Source organism: Devosia sp. J20-27, assembly GCF_055808595.1.
Genome location: NZ_CM147875.1, coordinates 620,676 through 641,494, shown reverse-complemented (window position 1 = coordinate 641,494; position 20,819 = coordinate 620,676). Strand labels below are relative to the sequence as shown.

The 20,819-nt window shown below is 64.3% G+C and carries 19 protein-coding genes; 14 read left to right on the top strand and 5 right to left on the bottom strand.

The window, feature by feature from the left end; genetic code table 11:
• Positions 1 to 74: 74 nt before the first annotated feature.
• From AC0L4C_RS03050 to otnC, 8 genes are all read left to right on the top strand, one after another.
• A complete protein-coding gene (locus tag AC0L4C_RS03050; protein ID WP_473402053.1) occupies positions 75 to 1,304 on the top strand; it encodes an NnrS family protein in 1,230 nt (409 codons plus the stop codon).
• 70 nt (positions 1,305 to 1,374) lie between these two features.
• The gene (gabT, locus tag AC0L4C_RS03045) at positions 1,375 to 2,685 is read left to right on the top strand and encodes a 4-aminobutyrate--2-oxoglutarate transaminase (protein WP_473402052.1); all 1,311 of its coding nucleotides are present in this window, start codon (positions 1,375 to 1,377) and stop codon (positions 2,683 to 2,685) included.
• 285 nt (positions 2,686 to 2,970) lie between these two features.
• Entirely contained in the window at positions 2,971 to 4,155 is a 1,185-nt protein-coding gene (locus tag AC0L4C_RS03040; RefSeq protein ID WP_473402051.1) for an enolase C-terminal domain-like protein, read from the top strand.
• 63 nt (positions 4,156 to 4,218) lie between these two features.
• On the top strand, positions 4,219 to 5,238 hold the full coding sequence (locus AC0L4C_RS03035) for an aldo/keto reductase (RefSeq protein WP_473402050.1): 1,020 nt from the start codon (positions 4,219 to 4,221) through the stop codon (positions 5,236 to 5,238).
• A gap of 162 nt (positions 5,239 to 5,400) precedes the next feature.
• Complete coding sequence (locus AC0L4C_RS03030; RefSeq protein ID WP_473402049.1) at positions 5,401 to 6,441, top strand: hypothetical protein; 1,041 nt, start codon at positions 5,401 to 5,403, stop codon at positions 6,439 to 6,441.
• Positions 6,438 to 6,749 (top strand): putative quinol monooxygenase, encoded by a 312-nt coding sequence (locus tag AC0L4C_RS03025; RefSeq protein ID WP_473402048.1) that lies wholly within the window; start codon positions 6,438 to 6,440, stop codon positions 6,747 to 6,749. The genes AC0L4C_RS03030 and AC0L4C_RS03025 overlap by 4 nt, the downstream gene beginning before the upstream one ends.
• Before the next feature lie 2 nt (positions 6,750 to 6,751).
• On the top strand, positions 6,752 to 8,020 hold the full coding sequence (otnK, locus tag AC0L4C_RS03020) for a 3-oxo-tetronate kinase (protein ID WP_473402047.1): 1,269 nt from the start codon (positions 6,752 to 6,754) through the stop codon (positions 8,018 to 8,020).
• Positions 8,017 to 8,649, top strand: coding sequence for a 3-oxo-tetronate 4-phosphate decarboxylase (gene otnC, locus AC0L4C_RS03015; protein ID WP_473402046.1), 633 nt, complete (start codon positions 8,017 to 8,019; stop codon positions 8,647 to 8,649). The genes otnK and otnC overlap by 4 nt, the downstream gene beginning before the upstream one ends.
• A 9-nt stretch (positions 8,650 to 8,658) precedes the next feature.
• Here otnC and AC0L4C_RS03010 read toward each other — a convergent pair whose 3' ends face one another.
• Genes AC0L4C_RS03010 through AC0L4C_RS02995 form a run of 4 tightly spaced genes read right to left on the bottom strand, consistent with a single transcriptional unit; the run spans position 8,659 to position 12,440 of the window.
• Complete coding sequence (locus tag AC0L4C_RS03010) at positions 8,659 to 9,387, bottom strand: GntR family transcriptional regulator (RefSeq protein WP_473402045.1); 729 nt, start codon at positions 9,385 to 9,387, stop codon at positions 8,659 to 8,661.
• Positions 9,338 to 10,378: a Gfo/Idh/MocA family protein gene (locus AC0L4C_RS03005; protein ID WP_473402044.1), complete on the bottom strand. Its 1,041-nt coding sequence runs from the start codon at positions 10,376 to 10,378 to the stop codon at positions 9,338 to 9,340. The genes AC0L4C_RS03010 and AC0L4C_RS03005 overlap by 50 nt, the downstream gene beginning before the upstream one ends.
• Positions 10,375 to 11,475, bottom strand: coding sequence for an isocitrate/isopropylmalate dehydrogenase family protein (locus AC0L4C_RS03000; protein WP_473402043.1), 1,101 nt, complete (start codon positions 11,473 to 11,475; stop codon positions 10,375 to 10,377). Before AC0L4C_RS03000 ends, AC0L4C_RS03005 begins: the two co-directional genes overlap by 4 nt.
• On the bottom strand, positions 11,475 to 12,440 hold the full coding sequence (locus tag AC0L4C_RS02995) for an SMP-30/gluconolactonase/LRE family protein (RefSeq protein ID WP_473402042.1): 966 nt from the start codon (positions 12,438 to 12,440) through the stop codon (positions 11,475 to 11,477). Before AC0L4C_RS02995 ends, AC0L4C_RS03000 begins: the two co-directional genes overlap by 1 nt.
• A 315-nt stretch (positions 12,441 to 12,755) precedes the next feature.
• Between AC0L4C_RS02995 and AC0L4C_RS02990 the strand changes: the two genes are divergently transcribed.
• The 6 genes from AC0L4C_RS02990 (at position 12,756) to AC0L4C_RS02965 (ending at position 19,861) form a co-directional block, all read left to right on the top strand.
• Positions 12,756 to 14,087 (top strand): extracellular solute-binding protein, encoded by a 1,332-nt coding sequence (locus AC0L4C_RS02990; protein ID WP_473402041.1) that lies wholly within the window; start codon positions 12,756 to 12,758, stop codon positions 14,085 to 14,087.
• 62 nt (positions 14,088 to 14,149) lie between these two features.
• On the top strand, positions 14,150 to 15,049 hold the full coding sequence (locus tag AC0L4C_RS02985) for a carbohydrate ABC transporter permease (protein ID WP_473402039.1): 900 nt from the start codon (positions 14,150 to 14,152) through the stop codon (positions 15,047 to 15,049).
• Positions 15,050 to 15,934, top strand: coding sequence for a carbohydrate ABC transporter permease (locus tag AC0L4C_RS02980; RefSeq protein WP_473402038.1), 885 nt, complete (start codon positions 15,050 to 15,052; stop codon positions 15,932 to 15,934).
• 109 nt (positions 15,935 to 16,043) lie between these two features.
• Positions 16,044 to 18,554, top strand: coding sequence for a cation:proton antiporter (locus AC0L4C_RS02975; RefSeq protein ID WP_473402037.1), 2,511 nt, complete (start codon positions 16,044 to 16,046; stop codon positions 18,552 to 18,554).
• Between the two features lie 146 nt (positions 18,555 to 18,700).
• Positions 18,701 to 19,102, top strand: a complete 402-nt coding sequence (locus AC0L4C_RS02970) for a c-type cytochrome (protein WP_473402036.1) — start codon at positions 18,701 to 18,703, stop codon at positions 19,100 to 19,102.
• A 225-nt stretch (positions 19,103 to 19,327) separates the two neighbouring features.
• Complete coding sequence (locus AC0L4C_RS02965) at positions 19,328 to 19,861, top strand: Hsp20/alpha crystallin family protein (RefSeq protein ID WP_473402035.1); 534 nt, start codon at positions 19,328 to 19,330, stop codon at positions 19,859 to 19,861.
• Positions 19,862 to 19,912: 51 nt separating this feature from the next.
• Here AC0L4C_RS02965 and AC0L4C_RS02960 read toward each other — a convergent pair whose 3' ends face one another.
• Positions 19,913 to 20,764: a Crp/Fnr family transcriptional regulator gene (locus AC0L4C_RS02960; RefSeq protein ID WP_473402034.1), complete on the bottom strand. Its 852-nt coding sequence runs from the start codon at positions 20,762 to 20,764 to the stop codon at positions 19,913 to 19,915.
• Between the last annotated feature and the right edge of the window lie 55 nt (positions 20,765 to 20,819).

The window sequence follows — 20,819 nt, the reverse complement described above, 5'->3', positions numbered from 1 at the left end:
CGGTCTTTGCGCACCAGCAAAGACGGAAGCGCAGCGAACGGGCATGCCAGTCCACACAATTGGAGGCCTTGAGCATGCAAACCGAAGTCGGACTCACAACACTCACCCGCAAGCCGGTTCCGCGTGGCATCGCGACGACGGGACCGGCACTTCTCTCCTATGGCTTTCGCCCGTTCTTCCTTCTCGCCGCTCTCTACGCGTTTGTCGCCATGGCGACCTGGATCGGCGCACTGAGCATGGGCTGGAGCCTTGGCGGCGAGGCCGGCATGCTGGCCTGGCATGCCCACGAGATGCTGTTCGGTTATGCCAGCGCGGTACTGGCCGGGTTCATGCTGACGGCCATTCCCAACTGGACCGGCCGCCTGCCGGTATCGGGCCGCCCGCTGCTCGCGCTGCTGCTGCTCTGGCTGGCGGGCCGGCTGGTGATGGCATTTCCCGACATTCTTGGAGAAACGCTGAGCCTGCTTGTGGATGCGAGCTTCCTGCCATTGCTGGCCCTGATCGCCGGCATCGAGATCGCCGCCGGCCGGAACTGGAAGAACCTCAAGATTCTTGCCGGGCTGGCGGCACTGTCTCTGGCCAATGTCTGGTTCGCCGTGATGATGGCACTGACGGGGTCGGCCAGCGATGCGGCGCGCCCCGCCGTCGCCGTCTACATCATGCTGATCGCCCTCGTCGGCGGGCGTATCATTCCAAGCTTTACGCGCAACTGGCTGGTCAAGCGCGGCAACGGCACTGTCAGTCTGCCGGCGCCCTTCGACCGCTTCGATATCGTGGCGATGTCGCTTCTGCTTTTTGCTCTGATCACCTGGGTGGCCGAGCCAAGCGGCATTGTCACAGCCGGGCTAACCATCGTTGCCGGCAGTCTCAATGCCGTCCGCCTCTGGCGCTGGCGGGGCTGGCAGACGCTGGAGGAGCCGCTGCTGGTGGCGCTGCATCTGGCCTATGGTTTCATTCCGCTCGGCCTATTCGGCATCGCGCTGGCCGCCATCGACTGGATCGCTGCCCCTTCGGCCCTGCATATCCTCGTCGTCGGCGCCATCGGCAACATGACCTTCACGGTCATGGCACGCGCCAGCCTCGGCCATACCGGCCGGCCGATGGTGGCATCGCCGGCCCTGTCGATTGCCTTGCTGATCCTGTTGCTGTCGGCCATCGTACGGCCACTCGCCGAACTGTTTCCGTCGCACTATCACCTGTTGCTTGAGATCAGTGGGGCATCCTGGCTGCTGGCCTTCGGTCTCTTCGTCGCGGTCTTTGCGCCGATCCTTGTGCGTTCGCGAGTGCGCGCCAAATCTATCTGATCGACGGCGCCGGATTGCCTGTAGTAGCCTCCGGACGAACAGAGACCTCTGACCGCGCAAGGTGCAGGCGATGACGGATCAAGTGACCAATTCCGACCTTCAGGCCCTGCGCGAGGCGGCCGTGCCGCGTGGCGTGGCGACCATGCTCCCGGTGTTCGCCGCGCGGGCCAGCAATGCCGAGTTGTGGGATGTCGAAGGCAAGCGCTACATCGACTTCGGCTCCGGCATTGCCGTGCTCAATACCGGCCATATGCATCCGCGCGTCACCGCCGCGGTGCGCGAGCAGCTGGAAAATTTCTCGCACTCGGCGTTCCAGATCACGCCCTACGAGAGCTACGTCCGCCTGGCCGACCGGCTCAATCGACTGGCGCCCGGCAGGACGCCCAAGAAGACCATCCTGCTCACCACCGGCGCCGAGGCGGTCGAGAACGCCATCAAGATCGCGCGGGCCCACACCAAGCGTCCCGGGGTCATCGCGTTCTCGGGAGCCTTCCATGGCCGCACCATGATGGGCATGGCGCTGACCGGCAAGGTGGCGCCATACAAGACCGGCTTCGGCCCGTTCCCTGGCGCCGTCTATCACCTGCCGTTTCCCGTGGCGTATCACGGCGTCACGCCCGAGATGTCGATGGCGGCGCTGGCCACGCTGTTCAAGGCCGACATCGATCCGGCGAGTGTGGCGGCCATCATCATCGAACCGGTGCAGGGGGAGGGCGGTTTCTACATCGCGCCGCCCGAGTTCCTGCGCCAGCTGCGCGCACTCTGCGACCAGCATGGCATCCTGCTGATTGCCGACGAAATCCAGACCGGCTTTGCCCGCACCGGCAAGATGTTCGCCAGCGAGCATGCCGACATCGAGCCGGACCTGATGACGCTGGCCAAGAGCCTTGCCGGTGGCTACCCGTTGTCGGCGGTGACAGGCAAGGCGGCGATCATGGACGCCGCCGAACCGGGCGGGCTTGGCGGCACCTATGGTGGTTCGCCGGTGGGCTGCGCGGCGGCGCATGCGGTGCTCGACGTCATCGAGGACGAAGAGCTCTGCGCCCGCGCCAATCATCAGGGTGACCTGATGGTTGCGGCGCTGCGCGACATGCAGCAGAGCAACGAGTTGCGGCAGACCATCGGCGACGTGCGCGGGCTGGGCGCCATGGTCTCGATGGAACTGGTCGAAGGTGGCGACGCCGAGAGACCCGCCGCGGCCTTTACCAAGGCACTGGTCAATCGTTGCGCCGCTGCCGGGCTGATCATCCTCTCGTGCGGTGTGCGCGGCAATGTCATCCGCTTCCTCGCGCCACTGACGGCCTCCGACGAGATTCTCCGCGAGGGTCTCGGCATTCTGCGCCAGCAGATGCTCGCCCTGGCGCAGGACACCGCTGCCTGATCGACAGTCGGCCCTCCGCGCTGGGTGCGACCTGCGACGTGCAGTTCCTGCGGGCGCATAGGTCGTGGCCAACGCCGTCCAAAGTCTAACGACGGTGGCGTTGACTCGGTGCGTCACCAAAATCACTGTTGGAACACATCACTCCATATGTGGAACACCGCGCGGATTGTTGCGAGGACGGTGGTCGCACCGGTGGAACTGCTGTTCCGCCCGGGCCGGGATTTGTGCACGACCGATGGCGGCCGACCCCAGCGCTGCAGCAGACGACGACAGAGGGAGACAGTCGTGAAGATCAAGAGCATCCGCGCCTTTGCCATTACCAACCCGATCGCCGGGGGCACCTATGAGGAGGCCAAGCAGCGGGGCACGGCGCGCCGTCCGCCCTGGACCAAGGACGCCGAGGTGGCCAATCCGATGTCGCGCTATCCGCGCTACAAGGCCCTGCGCGCCAGCTGGAACGCCAAGTTCCCGGCTGTCGGCGTCATTGTCACCGCCGACGATGGTTCATGGGGTTTCGGCACCACCGGTTACGGCCAGCCGACGATCAGCCTGATCAACGATCACATCGCGCCGTTGCTGGAAGGCGAGAACGCCCTCGCCACCGAAAAACTCTACGACATGATGATGCGCATCACATCGCCCTACTCGCCGTCCGGTCTCGCCTCCTATGCGATCTCGGGCATCGATCTGGCGCTCTGGGATCTCAAGGGCAGGGTGCTCAAGCTGCCGGTCTACGAACTGGCCGGCGGCGCCGCACGCGACAGCCAGTTCTGCTACGCCACCGGCAATGACACCGACTGGCACATGGAACTGGGGTTCAAGGCGACCAAGCTGGCCTGTCCCTACGGCACCGCCGACGGACTTGAGGCGCTCGACAAGAACGAGGCCTTCGTCGGCAAGGCCCGAGAACTGATCGGTCCGCATGTCGAACTGATGCTCGACTGCTGGATGGCTTTCGATGTCGAGTTCGCGGTGCGGCTGGCGCACCGGCTGCGGCCGTTCAATCTGAAGTGGATCGAGGACTGCCTCATCCCGGAAGACCACACCTCGCATCGCGCGCTGCGCGAGCGCCTGCCGTGGCAGACGCTGGCGACCGGTGAGCACTGGTACACGCCCTACACCTTCTTCGAGGCGGCAAAGGATCGCGTGGTCGATATCTTCCAGGCCGACATCCATTGGGTCGGCGGCTTCACCGCCTGCCAGAAGATCGCCGCGATCGCGGATTCGGCCGGGCTCGAACTGATCTGTCATGCCGGCATGAACACGCCCTATGGCCAGCACTTCACCTATGCTTCCACCAATAGCCGGTGGGGCGAGTTCTTCGTGGGCGGCGCACCCGGCCAGCCGCTCAAGGAAACCAACAACTATCCCGGCATGGCCGTGCCCGAAAACGGCAATGTTGTGGTCAGCGACGAGCCCGGCTTCGGCCATGGCCTGTCGATGAAAGCCATCGAGGCGATGGCAATCTGACGCTCATGCCGGCCGGCACTGCCGGCGGCTGATCCGACCTCCTGATATGCGAAGGGCACCTTCATGCCTCTGCAGCTTTCCGACCGGCGCCAGGTGGGCGCGACAACACTGGCCTTGCCGCCCTTCGGCTTCGGCGCAGCGCATCTGGGCGGCATGTTCGGCCGGGTGCCCGGCGAGATCGCGCACGCCACGCTGCAAGCGGCCTGGGATGGCGGCATCCGCTATTTCGATACGGCGCCCTATTACGGCCGCGGTCTCAGCGAGCACCGCGTCGGCGACTTCCTGATCGACCGGCCGCGCGATGCGTTTCTGATCACCACCAAGGTCGGGCGCTATTTCCGCCGCCCGGCCGATCCGGCGACCTTCGACCGCACCCCGTGGCAGGGCGGGCTCAACATGGAGATCGTCTGGGACTATTCCTATGACGGCATCATGCGCGCCTATGAGCAGAGCCTCGTGCGGCTCGGTCTCGATACGGTCGATGCGCTGCTCATCCATGATCCCGAGCAGGCGGCAAGCCCGGGCGGGCCAAGCCTGGCCGACCTTACCGCCAGCGGCATCAGGGCCCTCGAGGAGCTCAAGCGTTCAGGCCAGATCAAGGCCATCGGCATGGGGCTCAATGCCGCCGCCTCGCTCGCCGAGATCGCGCCGCTGGTGCCGCTCGATTTCTGCATCGTCGCCATGCCCTATACGCTGCTCGACCAGCAGGCGCTGCACAGCGGCATGCAGCGCTGCGTCGATGAAAACATTTCCGTCATCATCGGCGCGCCCTACGCCTCCGGCATCCTGGTCACCGGTGCAGTGGAGAACGCCCGCTATCGCTATCGGCCGGCGACCGACGAGATCATGCAGAAGACCCGGCGCATCGACGAGATCGGCCACGCCCACGGCGTCGCCCTGCCGGCCGCCGCCCTGCAGTTCCCGCTCGCCCATCCAGCAGTGGTGTCGATCATCCCTGGCGGCGCCCGACCGGAGGAAGTGACGAGTAATCTCGGCTTCCTGCAGCAGCCCATTCCTGCCGCCTACTGGGACGACCTGCGGACTGCCGGGCTGATCGATCCGGACGCCCCGACGCCCGGCTGACAGAGCTTCGACGGCCGGCGCCCTACGTCTCCAGGCCGGGTCGGCCGCAGCGCTCCAATGCAGTTTCGAAAACACGTTCGATCCGCACGATGGACACGTTGACTCGGCTCAACGCGTCGTTTATTGCATGCGTTAATGTAGCAATAAATGGAGGGTATGCGAATGGCGATGACGAAGACGGTCGTCTCGATCGAGGGCGAGAAGTTCCTGATCAATGGCAAGGTCCTGCACGAGGGCAAGAGCTACAACGGCCATAGTATCGAGGGTCTGCTGTTCAATTCGCGCATGGCCAACGCCATGTCCGACGACGAGAACCCCTCCACGCGCGGCGTCTGGGCTTACAAGGATGGTCCGTTTAGTGCCGAGCGCAATGTCAGCGAGTTCATCGCGCAACTGCCCGAGTACCATCGCCATGGCCTCGATGCTGTCTGCATCAACATGCAGGGCGGCAGTCCGCAGGGCTACAGCTGGGTCCAGCCCTGGGAAATCTGCGCCTTCCGTGCCGACGGCTCGATCAAGCCCGAATGGCTGGAGCGCCTCGACCGGATCATTACCGCCTGTGACGAACTGGGCATGGTCGTCATTCTCGGCCTCTTCTACTGGAAGCAGACGCGCGTCTTCGCTGACGAGAATGCGGTGAAGAATGCAGTGACCAACACCGTCGACTGGCTGGCCGAGCGGGGTGCCCGCAACGTGCTCATGGAAATCGGCAACGAAGTCGATCTCAAGTTCTCGTTCGACATCATCGAGGCTGCCCGCGGCGACGAACTGATCAAGCTGGCGCAGTCGCGTTCGGAAGGCCGCTTCGAGACGCCGAGCAAGCGACTGCTGGTCAGCACCAGCCTGGCGTTCCCCAACCAGCCGATCGACGCAATGATGGAATGCGCCGACTTCCTGCTTCTGCATGGCAATGCCACTCACCATCCCGACAGCGTCCGCCTGCTGGTGACGCGCTACCGCGCCAACCCCGCCTATCGCGGCCAGCCGCTGGTCTTCAACGAGGACGACCACTTCGATTTCGACATGCCCGACAACAACATGCTGGCTGCCATCCAGATGCATGCATCCTGGGGCTATTTCGATTATCGCATGAGCCGCGAGGGCTACGAGTACGGCTACCAGTCCCTGCCTGTCGACTGGTCGATCTCAACCGATCGCAAGAAGGGCTTCTTCGGGCTGCTCAAGCGGGTCACCGGCAAATGACGCAGACCGATGGTCATGTGGTTCTGGTGCAACTGAGCGTTGCACCGGAACGGAAGGACGAGTTCTTGCCGTTGATGCAGGCCAATGCAGCGGCCTCGTTGCGTAACGAGGCCGGCTGTCGGCAGTTCGATGTGTCCGTGGTCCGGGACAACAGCGCCGCGGTCCTGCTCTACGAGGTCTATGATAGCGCTGAGGCCTTTGCCGCTCACTTGCGCACGCCGCACTTCCTGGAGTTTGACCGCGCGACGGCGACCATGGTGCTGAGCAAGACCGTCACGACGGCCACGCGGCTGGGCGGATTGGCCTAGTCATGCGGCTTGGCGTCATCGCCGATGACTTCACCGGTGCCAGCGACATTGGCAATGTCATTGCCCGTGCCACGCTTCAGGACCGCGCGCTTCGCGTCGTACAGTATTTCGGCCTTCCTCCCGCCGGAGATGCGCCCGACGTCGACGCCGCGGTCCTGTCGATGAAATTCCGCTCGGTGCCGGCCGCGGATGCCGTCGCCCAGGCCCTTGCGGCGCTCGCCTGGTTGCAGGCGCAGGGCGCCACGCAGATCATCTACAAGTACTGCTCGACATTCGACTCGACGCCGGCCGGCAATATCGGCCCGGTCGGTGAGGCACTGGCGGCCGCTTTGGGCGCCAGGGGCGTGCTGGCCTGTCCATCCTTTCCGGCGAATGACCGAACGGTCTACCAGGGTCACCTCTTCGTCAATGGCCGGCTGCTCAACGAGTCCGGCCTCGAAAACCATCCGCTCAACCCCATGACCGACGCGTATCTGCCGCGCTGGCTGGCACTGCAGACGCGGTCGCCGGTGGGTCTCGTGCCGCACCAGACTGTTGCTGGCGGTGCAACGGCCATTTCCGAGGCGCTGCAGCGGGCGGCCGCCGCGGGCGAGGTGCTGGTGATCGCCGACGCGATCAATGAGGGCGATCTCGATCAACTGGCGCGCGCGGCAGTTGCGGCCCCCTTGGTGACCGGCGGCTCGGCCATAGCGGGAGGACTGGCGGGGCTGGCTCTGGAAGCGGGTGCCGGTGGACCCGCGACGGCGCGGATTATGCGCGTTGGAGGGCGAGCAATTGTGCTGGCCGGCAGCTGTTCGGCGGCCACGCGGCGTCAGATCGCTGCGTATCAAAATGCACATGCATCGCTCTTTCTCGATGCCACCGACACCATGAGCGGCAAGCTCGCGCCGGACGACGTCGTCGCCTTCGCACGCCTTCACGCGCCGGACGCGCCGCTGATCTACTCCTCGGTCGAGCCCGCAGTGCTTGCCGAACTGCAGGCCCGGTTCGGTGCGGCGCGCCTCGCCGAGCGCTTTGACCGCTTCTTTGCCGATGCCGCCCGGCTGCTGATCGAGGATGGCGTGACCCGGCTTGTGGTGGCCGGAGGCGAAACCTCGGGCGCCGTTGCGTCGGCAATCGGCAGGAGCAGCGTGGGGATCGGTCCCGAAATCGCTCCCGGCGTGCCGCTTCTTTACGCCCCGGGCGATCCACCTCTTGCGCTGGCGCTCAAGTCAGGAAACTTTGGCGGCGACGACTTTTTCGCACGCGCGCTGGAGATGATGGACGCATGACTCAGGCCGAAATGCGCCGACAGCTTGTCGAACTCGCGCGATCATTGTTCGACCGCGGCTACTCGGTCGGCTCGTCCGGCAATATCAGCGTGGCTGTGGACGGCGGCTATCTGGTGACGCCGACCAACAGCTGCCTTGGCCGGTTGCAGGCGGAGACCATCTCCTATCTCGATGCCGACTGGCGGCATGTCGATGGCGACGCCCCTTCCAAGGAGGTGTTCCTGCATCGCGCCTTCTACGACAGCCGGCCCGGGACGGGCGCGGTGGTGCATCTGCACTCGACCTACGCGACGGCACTCTCGTGCCTGGCCGAAACGGACCCTGCCGACTGCATCCCCTCCATTACCCCCTATGTGGTGATGCGCGTCGGCCAAGTCCGGATGGTGGAGTACGTGCCACCCGGCGATCCGCAGTCGGGCAACCTGATCCGCGCACTCGAGGGCAAGCATGCCGCCGTATTGCTGGCCAATCACGGCCCGATCGTGGCAGGAAAATCGCTGGCCGCGACAGTCTACGCCGCCGAGGAACTTGAAGAGACGGCCAGGCTCGTCTTCATGATGCGCGGCATGCCCCAGCGACATCTGGATGCGGCGCAGGTCGCCGAGTTGCAGCGCCGGTTCCCGGCCTGAGCGTCAGGGCTAGATCTGCGTCAGTCCGAGGCGCTCGACCAGTTCGACCAGCATCTTGCCGGCACGCCGTCGGTGGTTCTCATGAATGCGACGCGCCTCGTCGGGTTTGCCGTCGATGATGGCCTGAACCACGGCTTCGTGGTCGCGGTTGGAGTCGGTTGGCGCCGGCCGGAGGCGCAAGGTGAGCAACCGGGCCCGGTGCGCTTGGTCCCAGAGCTGGGCGACCATCTGGATCAGCCGCTGGTTGCCGCTCAGTTCAACCAGAGTCAGGTGAAAGCGCTCATCGGCAGTGGCCCAGGCCTGCAGGTCCTGCTGCTCGAGTGCCTTGTCCATATCGTGCACGGCGCCCTGCAGGGACGAAATCTGCCGCGCGGTCACGCCGCGCCGCGCCACCGACTCTGCAGCGGTCCCTTCGAGCGCCGTCATGATCTCGTAGATGTCGCGCATGTCGTCGGCCGAGATCGGCAGCACGCGCATGCCGTGGCGCGGGCGGATCTCGACAATGCCTTCCTGGCGCAGCCGCACCATGGCTTCGCGCACCGGCGTGCGGCTCATGTTGAGACGGGCGGCGGCCTCCAGTTCGAGCATCTGCGCGCCGGCAGGCAGGGTGCCATCGAGAATGAGCTGCTTGAGCTGAACATAGGCCTGGTCGGCCTGGCTCCCCCGATCGGCAGTCTTTGAGGCAGCGTCAGGCCGCGACAATGTCGATCGCTCGGCCTTGCTGATGGTCTGACTCATAGATGGCGTCCTCAATCCGGAGGTTGTTGAGATATGGCCTCGCCAGACTGACCGGCGGTGTCCTGCCAAGGATCCCGTCGACAATGGCTTGCTGCGTTCGATACACGCAGTCTCCCCCAAAGTCTTCGTTTCGCCAATCGAAGTCGACGTCTATCGGTTCGTTCTGCCCAAGATAGCGCACGCGGATCTCGCCGTTGCCGGAGAGCGAAAGGCTGCCCTTCTCGGCCTCGATGAGCATCTCGCCCAGCGTCAGGCGCCGGTTCTCGGCCGGATGATCGGCGAGCCGGTTGGCGTCCAACACGGCCAGAACCCCATTGTCCATTTCAAGCGTCACGATGCCGGCGTCCTCGCCCGCGATCACCGGGTTCAGGCGTCGCAGCCGGGCCGATACCGAGTGCACCTCGCCGAACAGGTAGCGGAAGACATCGACGAAATGGATGCCGGTCTCGTTCACCATGAAGCGGCGCATCCCGCGGAAATAGGGTTGCCGCGCCAGATAGGCGTCAGGCCCGCCGCCATCGCCCGGCCGCAGCCGAAACGTCGCGCCGTAGACCGCCCCCAGTTCACCGCTGGCCAGCAGCCGCGCGATCTCACCATACCAGGGCTGGAAGCGGAAATTCTCGTGCACGAAGAGCTGGATGCCCGCTGCTTCTGCAAGAGCAACTGCCGACTCCGCGGTTGCGAGATCGCCGCAGAACGGTTTCTGGCAGATAACGTCGATGCCGCGGCTGGCGGCCGCCTCGATGGCCGTCAGGTGGGCTGCCGGCGGCGCGATGATGTCGAGCAGCGCGGGCCGAGTTTCGTCCAGCATCCGCCCGAGGTCACCATAGGCAGACGGGATGTTGTAAGTGGCCGCGGTCTCACGCGCCCGCCCCAGATCGAGATCGCAGGTGGCTATCAGCTGGACGTCGGGCACGCGGCACCAGGCACGATGGTGGAACTGGCTGAAATAGCCGTTTCCGACAGTGGCGACGCGCAGGGCCGGGGTCATGCGTATTGGTGTTCCAGTGCCGCGTCTACAGCGGCGGTGATCGCGGCGGTACCATCCGTGCCGCCGATCTCGAATGGCACCAGTCCGCGCGAGAAGGCAAGATCGACCGCAGCGCTCAACTGCCGGCTGGCGTCACGGGCCGTCTGATTTTGATACCGGCTACCCAGCCAGTCGAGCATCATCGCGCCCGAGAGGATGGCAGCCGTCGGATTGGCCATGCCCTTGCCGGCAATATCGGGTGCCGAGCCATGGCTGGGCTGGAAGACCGCATGATCGATGCCGATATCGGCCGACGGCGCAAACCCCATGCCGCCCATCAGCCCGGCACCGAGATCGGAGAGGATGTCGCCGAACATGTTCTCGGTGACCATGACGTCGAAATCCCAGGGCCGCTTGACGAGGTTGAGTGCCGTAGCATCCACATAGGCACTGTCGGCGATGATATCGGGGAAGGCGGCGCCGCGTTCCTCGAAGATCTTGCGGAAGAAGGCGAGGCTGGCGAACACATTGGCCTTGTCCACGCAGGTGAGGCGCCCGCGGCTGCCATTCGCCTTGCGATCCCGCGTGTAGTTATAGGCAAAATCGAACAGTTGCTCGCTGATTTCTCGGGTGATGACCATCGTGTCGCGCGCTTCGCGATTGTCGACCACCATGCCTTCATTGCGCAGGGCAAAGAGTCCCTCGACGGATTCGCGGATCAGCACGAAGTCGATCTTTTCGCCGCGCGGGTCGCGCAATGCACTGGGTACGCCAGGTATCGAGCGGATCGGCCGCACGCCGGCGAAGAGCTGGAATTCGGTGCGGATGTCGAGTTGCGGCGCGATCTCGGTGCCGTCTTCGTAGCGAAGCTCCGGCCATCCCATGGCGCCCAGCAGGATGGCGTCCGACGCCCGGCAGGTTTCCATGGTCTCGGTCGGCAGCGCGTCGCCGGTCTTCTGATAATGCAGCGCGCCGGCATCGCAGTGGTTGAAGCTGAGGGTGAAACCGCCGAGCCGCTGCTGCAGCTTGCCCAGCAGGTCGACGGTCGGCGCAATGACCTCGACACCGATCCCGTCGCCCGGGAGGACCGCAATTTCAAAGTGCGACTTGCTCGTCATTACAATTCCAGCGCTGAAAGTAGGGGGGCGATATCGGCCCCGTAATGGAGCGGCCGCTGCCCTTTGACCGGGGCTTCGGCTGCGATGATGCGGTCACCCAGCAGGCAACCGAGGAAGACAGTCTTCATGTCCGGCCCGCCAAAAGCCAGCGAGGAGATATTGCGCAGAGTGGTTGCAGGTGAGCCATCGAGGTGCTCGCGCGCCATCCGGTTTTCCCAAAAGGCCGCTTCGACCGCCGCCAGATGTACGGGATCGCTTTCCTCCAGCAGCACGTCGCGCTGCTGGCCGTCCACCCGTATGACCCGGTTGGAGACAATGCTTGTGATCCACAGTCCGCCAAGTTCGTCGAGTACCAGGCCATCGGGGAAGTCTCCGCTCCCCAGCTGGGCGACCGTCGTCTTGTCCGAGAGCGTGCCATCGCGGTCCACGGCAAAGCGGCTCACGCGCCGGGCAAAGGTCTCGTTGACATAGGCCTGGCTGCCATCCGCCGAGAACGCCAGTTCATTGGTATATCCCAGATGGTCGGCGACGATGCGGGCCCGGCCGTCTTCGATCAGGCCGATAAAGCCGCTATCGGCATCCGGCCGGTAGTCGTCCGCCCGCGGCACCTTGCGCGTCGACACCGTGAACCAGATTCGCCCCATGGGATCGGCGATGACGAAATTGCAGGGGGGCAGGGGTTGGTCATCAAGCTCGGTGCAGACCGCCTGCGTGCTGCCATCGGCGAACAGCCGATAGATGCCGCCGGTCTCCTGGCCCAGGTGGGCCATCAGCAGGCTGCCCTCGGGCTCGAGCGCAATACCGTTGGGACGCAACCCGCCCTCGATGTCGGCAATCTGGATGCGCCCCACCACGCCGGTCGGCGAGACCACGGCCACGCCACCCGTCCCCTGCCAGTCCGAGCAGAACAGCATGCCCGACTCATGGCTGAGCACGCATTCCGGCCGGTTCAGGTCAGAGCCCATGGTGCGGAGTTGTGTGAGACTGGACTGGAGCACGTGATATCCCGGTTGTGGCTGCTGTAACGCATGCATAATTGAAAAGATATTGTTTCGCAAGTCACCCAAGGACCTGCCGAAATTCGCAAAAAGAGGCCGGAATGCCTTTGCCTTTTGCATAAAATCTCAGCGAAACCGGCAGAAACCGCGCCTAAAAAACGACTGTTGACGTAGGCTATAATGAATGCATTAATTGGTGGATGGGGTGCGCATGTGCTGCCGAGGCAAAGGCGTGGATGTCAGCCCCTGCATCGAGACGGCTGCCTCAAGGAGGAGGGAAACATGATTTCTACATCGAAGGCCGGTGCCACGGCCAATGGACTGCGTCGCTTGAAACTTGCGCTGCTGTCGACGGCGTTTGTCGGGCTTGCCGGTGCCAGCACACAGGCCGAGTCCATTTCGTTCTGGAGCCAGCCTCAAGGGGAACTGCTCGCCTATCAGGACCTGATGGCCAAGCTCGCCGGTGAGTTCAAGCAGGAGTCCGGTATCGACGTGAACGTCGAGATCATCAACTGGTCGGTTGCCTTCAACACGTGGCTGACCGTCGCCCAGGGTGGCGCGGCACCCGATTGCGCCGAAATGTACTGGCTGCATTCGTATTCCGGCATTGGCGGCGACAAATACGGCCCCATGCCGATCAACGAGTACCGCGACCAGTGGCCGACGCTCGAAGACGACTTCTATACCGGCAGCCTGCAGGACGTGCAGTGGAAGGGGGACTTCTACGGCATTCCATGGCGCGTCGATATCCGCCCGATCATGTACAACACCGACGCCCTTGCCGAAGCCGGCATTGCCGCACCGCCCGACACCTGGGACGAGATTATCGAGCAGGGTAAGAAGCTGACGGTTCGCGATGCCAACGGCAACGTGACGCGTTGGGGCTTTGCTCCCGGCGTGAACAACCCTGCCCAGGCCATGCTGCCCTACTACTGGCAGGCCGGCGGCCTGATCCTCAGCGAGGATGGCACCCAGGCCAATATTGATAACGAGGCGATGCGCACGGCTCTGAAGTTCCTGCAGGATCTTGTCTGGGTTCACGAGATCACCTCGCCCGAGATCTTTGAAAAGAGCTACAATCCGCAGGAGAGCTTCGCCTCGGGCACCGTGGCCATGATCGGCAGCACCCCCAATGCCTGGGCCGCACAGCTCAGCCGCGAGTATCCGGAACTTGACGGCAAATGGGCCATGGCCATCAACGCCAAGGGCCCGGTCAACCGCGATTCCTACAGCGGCGCCGGCTACTGGGGCGTGTTGCGCGGCACCGACAAGGTCGAGCAGTGCGTGTCCTGGATCAAGTTCCTGTCGCGCGAAGACAACATGCAGTTGCTGAGCGAATCCACAGGCGCCGCAAGCCCGCGTCGGTCGGTCATGAGCTCGGCCTCTTGGGCCGACTCCCAGTGGGAGCAGGCCGTGGCCGAGACCCTCAACTATGGCCATACCTCACAGCATGCGACCTCGGTCTGGGGCGCACTTGCCTCGCCCGAGCCGGGCGCGGTGCTCTATGACCTCGTCTACTCGACCGTCATCGCTCGCGAGGACATCGACGCCGCCGTCGTCAAGGCACAGGCTCGCCTGCAGGAAGAACTCGACCGCGCCCGCAGCGCCAACTAGATCGCATGGCCGGCGCCTCGGTGCCGGCCATCCCTTGCCTATCCCGACAACGGATCGCCCGGATGAACCGTCAAAAACTGCTGTTCTGCTATCTCATGCTGACGCCCGCCCTGATCCTGACGATCGCGCTGGGCATTTATCCGATGGTCTACTCGTTGTGGATGGGCTTTGTTGAATATGACCTGCTCCGCATCCAGGAGTTCGGCACGCCTTTCGTCGGCCTCGACAATTACATTCACGTCTTCGCCGACCCCAAGTTTGTTCAGACGCTGGTCAACACGGTGCTTTTTACCGGCATTGCCGTAGCCGCAGTTCTCGCGATAGGACTGCTTATCTCGCAGCTGCTCAATGCTAATTTCCGGGGGCGCACGGCGCTGCGCATGCTGTTCTGCGTGCCCTGGTTCGTGCCGCCTGCGGTGGCCTCCGCCATCTGGATGTGGCTGCTCAACACCGACCGTAGCCCGATCAACTTCCTGCTGCGCGACATGGGTTGGATCACTGGCAACATCAAATTCCTGACCGACACCGCGACCTGGGGACCGATCAGCATCCCCATGCTGGCGATTGCCGCCGTACGTGTCTGGAACGGCCTGCCCTTTGCCATTATCTTCATTCTCGCAGCCCTGCAGTCGATCCCCAAGAGCCTCTACGAGGCCGCCGAAATGGATGGCGCCTCGCTGCTACAGCGCTTCTGGTACATCACGCTGCCCATGCTCAAGCCCGTGCTGGCGATCCTCACCACGCTGCTCATCATCGGCGGCCTGGGGTCGTTCGAGATCAACTATATCATGACCGGCGGCGGGCCACAGAACCTGACCAACATCATGGCGGTCTATTCCTACCAACAGGCCTTCTCGTTCTACCGCTTCGACCTCGCCTCGGCCGCAAGCGGCGTGATCCTGATCCTGACCGGTCTGGTCTGCGTCTTCTACATCCGCAGCCAGATCCAGAAAGTCCAGTAAATGACGTCCGCCATTCTCGGTCTTCGCCGCCGCATCAGCTCCATGTCGCCCGCCGACATGATGACGCGTCTCGTCGCCTTCGTGCTGTCGGCACTGGTCCTCGTCTACGTTCTGCTGCCGGTCTACTGGATGCTCAAAAGCTCCTTCCAGCCGACACCGGAAATCCGCGCCGTGCCGCCGCTCTGGGCCCCGGTCGCCCCGACACTCACCCCCTATGACACGGCCAACAAGCTCATTCCGGTCTGGCGCTATCTGGCAAACTCGCTGTTCGTCTCAATCACTGCTGCGGTGATCTCGACGGCCATCGCTGCATCGGCCGCCTATGTGCTGGCTCGCTTTCGCTTTCCCGGCGCCACGTTCATCCTTGTGTTGATCCTGCTCACCAATCTCATCCCCGGCATCACCCGCGTCTTCCCGATCTATTTCTTCATCCAGAGCCTAGGCCTGATGAACACCTATACCGGGCTGATCCTCGCCTATATCGGGTTCTCAGTGCCGTTCGCCGTGCTGCTGCTGCGCGGCTATTTCGAAACCAGTGCACCCCCCGAGCTGGAAGAAGCGGCGCTCATGGACGGCTGCAGCCATTTCTCCGCCTTCTGGCGCGTCATCATTCCGGTATCGCTGCCGGGTATCGCAGCGGTCGCCATCTTCACTTTCCTCAACGCCTGGAACGACTTCCTCTGGGCCAGCCTGCTGCTCAGCCAGGGGGAACTCAAGACCATCCAGGTCGGCATCGGCGACTTCGCCTCCGAAGGCGGCGGCGTGCAGTATGTCAACGCCTTCATGGCTGCCTGCGTCATTGCCACCATCCCGGCTCTCATCCTCTTCGTGGTGATGCAGCGCTGGCTGGTCGGCGGCCTGACATCGGGTTCGGTCAAGAGCTGACACCGAAAACTGGAAAGCCCGGAGCCATTCCGGGCTTTCGCAGCGAGGCATCCACCTATCTCTGTCCATGGCAGTTCCCCACGCCTGATTTTCTAGGTACGTCAGGCGCATGGATATCGTTCTGCTCACGGCGGTCATCGCGTCGCTCTTTCTGGTGATCGGCGTGGCCGAGCCTCTCGCGGCGCGGCTGCGGCTGCCTTACAGCGTGATCCTCGCTGTTCTGGGCATCCTCATCGGCTCCGGCGCGATCTTTTTCCTGCGGACCGAACTGACCGATGCGCTCAACCCGGTCGCCGAGGCCATCCTCGGGCTGCCGATCCGTTCGAACGTCTTCCTCTATGTCTTTCTGCCCACGCTGCTGTTCCAGGCGACGCTGGGGATGAACCTGCGCCGGATGCTCGACGACTGGGTGCCGATCATGGTGCTCGCCGTGGTGGCCGTGGTGGTGGCCACCCTCAGCATCGGCTACGCCCTCTCCTGGACAAGTACCCTGCCGCTCGCTGCCTGCCTGCTGATCGGCGCCATCGTGTCCACCACAGACCCGTCGGCGGTGGTCTCGATCTTCCGCTCGATCGCGGCGCCGCGGCGGCTGGCGCGGATCATTGAAGGCGAGAGCCTGCTCAACGACGCGGCCGCCATTGCGCTCTTCGGACTCTTCATGGGGTTCGTGACGTTGGGCATGCCCGATCCCGACCTGGGCGATGCGCTCGCCCGCTTTCCGATCCTGATCGCCGGAGGCGCCTTCGCCGGCTGGCTGGCGGCCCGGATCGCAGTCTCGATCATGGCCCTGTTCCCGCGCCACGAACTGGCGCAGATCTCGATCTCGGTGGCGCTGCCCTACCTCGCCTATATCGGAGCCGAGCAGAGCATCGGCGCCTCGGGTGTGATCGCCGTGGTGACGGCGGGCCTGACGCTGAACCTGACCGGGCCGGGCCGACTGCCGCCGCAGGCCTGGGCCAACCTGCGCGAGGTCTGGGACGTCCTTGCGCACTGGGCAGGGGCGCTGATCTTTATCCTTGCCGCGCTGCTGATCCCGCGGCTTCTCGAGGAGGTGCGTCTCGAGGATGTGGCGCTGATCGGCGTGGTCATCCTTGCCGCCATCGTCGCCCGGGTGGCCGTCCTTTTCGGGCTGCTGCCGCTGCTGACCGCGCTCAAGGTATCGCCCGCCGTCGAGCGTCCTTATCGGATTGCCATCCTCTGGGGCGGCCTGCGCGGCGCCGTGACGCTGGCCCTGGCGCTGGCGGTCACCGAGAGCTTCTTTGTACCCGTTGAAATCAAGCGCCTCGTCGGCATCCTGGCCACGGGCTTCACGCTTTTTACGCTGATCGTGCAGGGCGCAACGCTCCGCACCGTCATCGGTTGGCTCGGGCTCGACCGGCTGTCACCGGTCGACGAGGCACTGTCGAGGCAGGTGGTTGCCGTGGCGTTGCAGACCGTGCGCGAGGAAATGGCGCGCAACGCCGAGAACTACGAGCTGAGCCACGACATCGTACGCTCGGAGGCCAAGCGTTTCGGCGAACGACTGTCCGAAGCGGTCGGTACCGCCGAAGACAGCGCCGACATCCTCAATCGCGACCGTATCACGCTGGGCCTGATCGCCCTCGCAGGTCACGAGCGTGACACCATCCTGGCCCGCGTGCGCGAACGCCTGATCTCTGCGCGAATGGCCGAACAGATACTGCTCGATGCGGACCGGCTGATCGAAGGCGCCCGCGCGCAGGGCCGCAGCGGCTATCAGCGGGCCGCCCGGCGAAGTGTGGCCTACGGCCGCTCCTTCCGGCTGGCCGTCATGCTGCACAACCGGCTGGGCCTGTCCGGACCGCTGGCGCGCATGACAGCGGATCAGTTCGAGTTGCTGCTGTCGCAGCGTCTGATCTTGCGCGATCTCGGCGCTTTCATCGATGGACGTATTCGCCGCATCCACGGACGGCGGGTGGCGGACCTGCTGCACGAGCCGGTGGCCCGGCGGGTCGAGGCTGTCGGCACGGCGCTGGACGGCCTGCGTCTGCAGTACCCGGGCCACGCCGAGGAGGTGGAGCGGCGCTTCATCCGGCGGACTGCCCTGCGTCTGGAGGAGCGCGAGTATACCGCCATGCGCGAGGACGGGCTGATCGGCGCCGAAGTGTTCACTGCCTTGATGCAGGATCTCGGCGCCCGCCGCGCTGCCGCCGAGGAACGCCCGCGCCTCGACATCGCGCTGCAGCGGGCCGAACTGGTCCGGCAGTTCCCCCTCTTTGCCGAACTGGACGACGCCGCGCTCAAGAAGCTGGGCCGGGGGCTGGAGACCCGCTACGTCAATGCCGGCGAAGTGGTCATGCGCAAGGACAGCGTGGCGCGGAGCGTGTTCTTCATCGCCTCGGGTGCGATGGAACTCGAATCTGCCGGCCAGACCTGGCGGCTGGGCCGCGGCGAGATGTTCGGCCAGATGGCTATCCTGATGAAAAAGGCGCGTCGCGCGGAAGTGCGCGCCATCGTGCCATCGACACTCCTCGTTCTCGACGAGGCGCGATTCCGGCGCCTGCTGGGCCGCAGCCCGACCCTGCAGGACGCCGTTCGCTCAAGCGCAGAAAAGCGCGGCATTGAGCCTGACTCGATTCTGCCGGACGGTACCGACCTGTGATGAGCCGCAAGGGGCGCTGAGCATGGGCGCATTCGGGGTGACGAGATGCTATGGTCGGTGGCGACGCACTCCGATTTGCACCGCTGACCTTATGGTTTCGATCACCCTATGAAGCGTAAGATGCTCGTCAATCACAGGAGGCGCGCATGCGCATCACGTCCAAGGCCATCTGTCGCCATCGTTCCAGCCCCATGACCGGTGCCGCTCGCGCCCTCGTCCGCCTTGTCGCTCCATCCGCCCTGCTGCTGATGTCAGGAGGAGCCAATGCGCAGGACGAGCAGCCGGTCGAGACGGGACGCGCACTGGTCACCATGTACTGCGCCGATTGTCACGCCGTCGGGGCGACGGACACAGGGCGTCTCGCCATTGCGCCGCCGTTTCGCGAACTGCACCTCCGCTATGACGTCGAGCTTCTCAGTGAGGCTCTGGTCGAGGGCCTTGTGACGGCGCATCCCGACATGCCGGAATTCGAGTTCGACCCCCAGCAGGCCGCGGCAATCATTGCCTATCTCAAGTCGCTCGAACCCGGTGCAGGCCAGCCGGAATAGTAATTGCCGAAAGGACCGGTCTCGTCCCGCGATCGCAGTGTCAGCCCGTTAGCGATCGCGGCTCAGCTCAAGCTGCCCCGCAACGCGTTTTGATGGTCGTCAATGCGCTGCCGTCCCGGTCGGCACACACTGACTGGATCAGGCGGTGAGAACGGAACCGGTCGAGTTCGACTGGACGCCGACGGATCGCTCGCCGCTCGCAATGTACAATCGGAGTTGATCAAGATGGCTGACAGCAAGTCCAACCTGCCGATCAAGGGCGCCGACAAGGCGCCGTCCACGGGCGCATCCTGGCACCCGTTCGAGAGCATTCACCGCGAGTTCGACCGGCTGTTTGCGGATATGGACCGGATGCAGTGGCTGAGCCCGTTCTCGCGCATGGCCGGCGTCGTGCCCAAGGCCGGCAACGGCGAAACGCCATGGATGAGCGCGCCCGCAGTCGATGTCATCGAAAAGGATGACGCCTATGAGATCACGGCCGACCTTCCCGGCATGGACGAAGAGAACATCGAGGTGGCGCTGGTCAATGGCGGCCTGAGCATCCGCGGAGAAAAGCGCGAGGAGGCCAAGGACGAGTCCGCCGATCACTACGTGCGCGAGCGTCGCTTCGGCGCCTTCGAGCGCAGCTTCTCGCTCCCCGAAGGGGTGAACGCCGACAAGATCGAGGCAAACTACGCCAATGGCGTGCTGCGCGTCGTCCTGCCGAAAGACCCCAATGCCAAGGCCGCCAAACGCCGGATCGATATCAGGAAGCATTGATCCGGACTGGCCGACTGGAGTGCTGCAGCCGTCAGGCGGTGCCGGACGAGATCACAGGTCCGGCAGCGTGTCCGCGTTGGTGCGGCTGCGGCGGTCTGGACCGGTAGGTGTCGCTGGCTGCGGCGCATTGAGCTGCAGATCCGTCGGTCTGAAAACCCGCAAGTCAGCATCGCTGACGCCCGAGATGGCGAGCAACCCGTCCTTGTCGAGGATCTCGAAATGGTTGCTGTCGATGATGCGAATGATGCCCCGGCCTGCAAGGTAGTTGAGGTGGCGGCTGATGGTCTCGAACGTCGTGCCGAGATAGCTTGCCAGGTCGACGCGCCTGATATGGGACGCAGCGATATCCCTTTGCGACCGCACGGAGATGTCGGTCAGCATCTGCACCCGTCGTTCCAGCATGACCAGCAGATAGGTGGCGACCCGTTCCAGCGTCGTCTGGCAGCTCAGCAGCAGCATGCTCTCGCGCGCTACGGCAAGCTCGTGCAGGCTGTTCATCAGGACGAGCTGCTTCAGCCTGGGGTAGCGCATGACCAGCGCCTCATAGGCGAGCCGATCGGCCACGCACAGCTCAACGTCCGTTGCCGCCTCGATGGCGACGTCCATCCTGTCGCCAAACAGCTGCCCAAAGAACTCGCCCGGATAGACAAGTCCGACGATCTGCTCGCTGCCGTTGAGCAGTGTCTTGGAAATCTTGAGGATGCCAGCGAGCACCGTACCCACCAACCGGGCTTCGCCACCGTTGGCCAGGATTGTCGCACCGGCATCAACAAAGCGCCGGCCGGAAATCTGCGCAACTTCGGCCTGGGCCGCTGCATCGATGTGCTGGCAGGTGGAGCATACCGACGCGCTCCGGCGCGCACAGGAGAACGGCTCCTCAACACTCTTGACGACATTGTCCATATGATAAATCCGACCCTTGAACGGAGGCAGCTATCAATCTGTCCGGCTGGATACA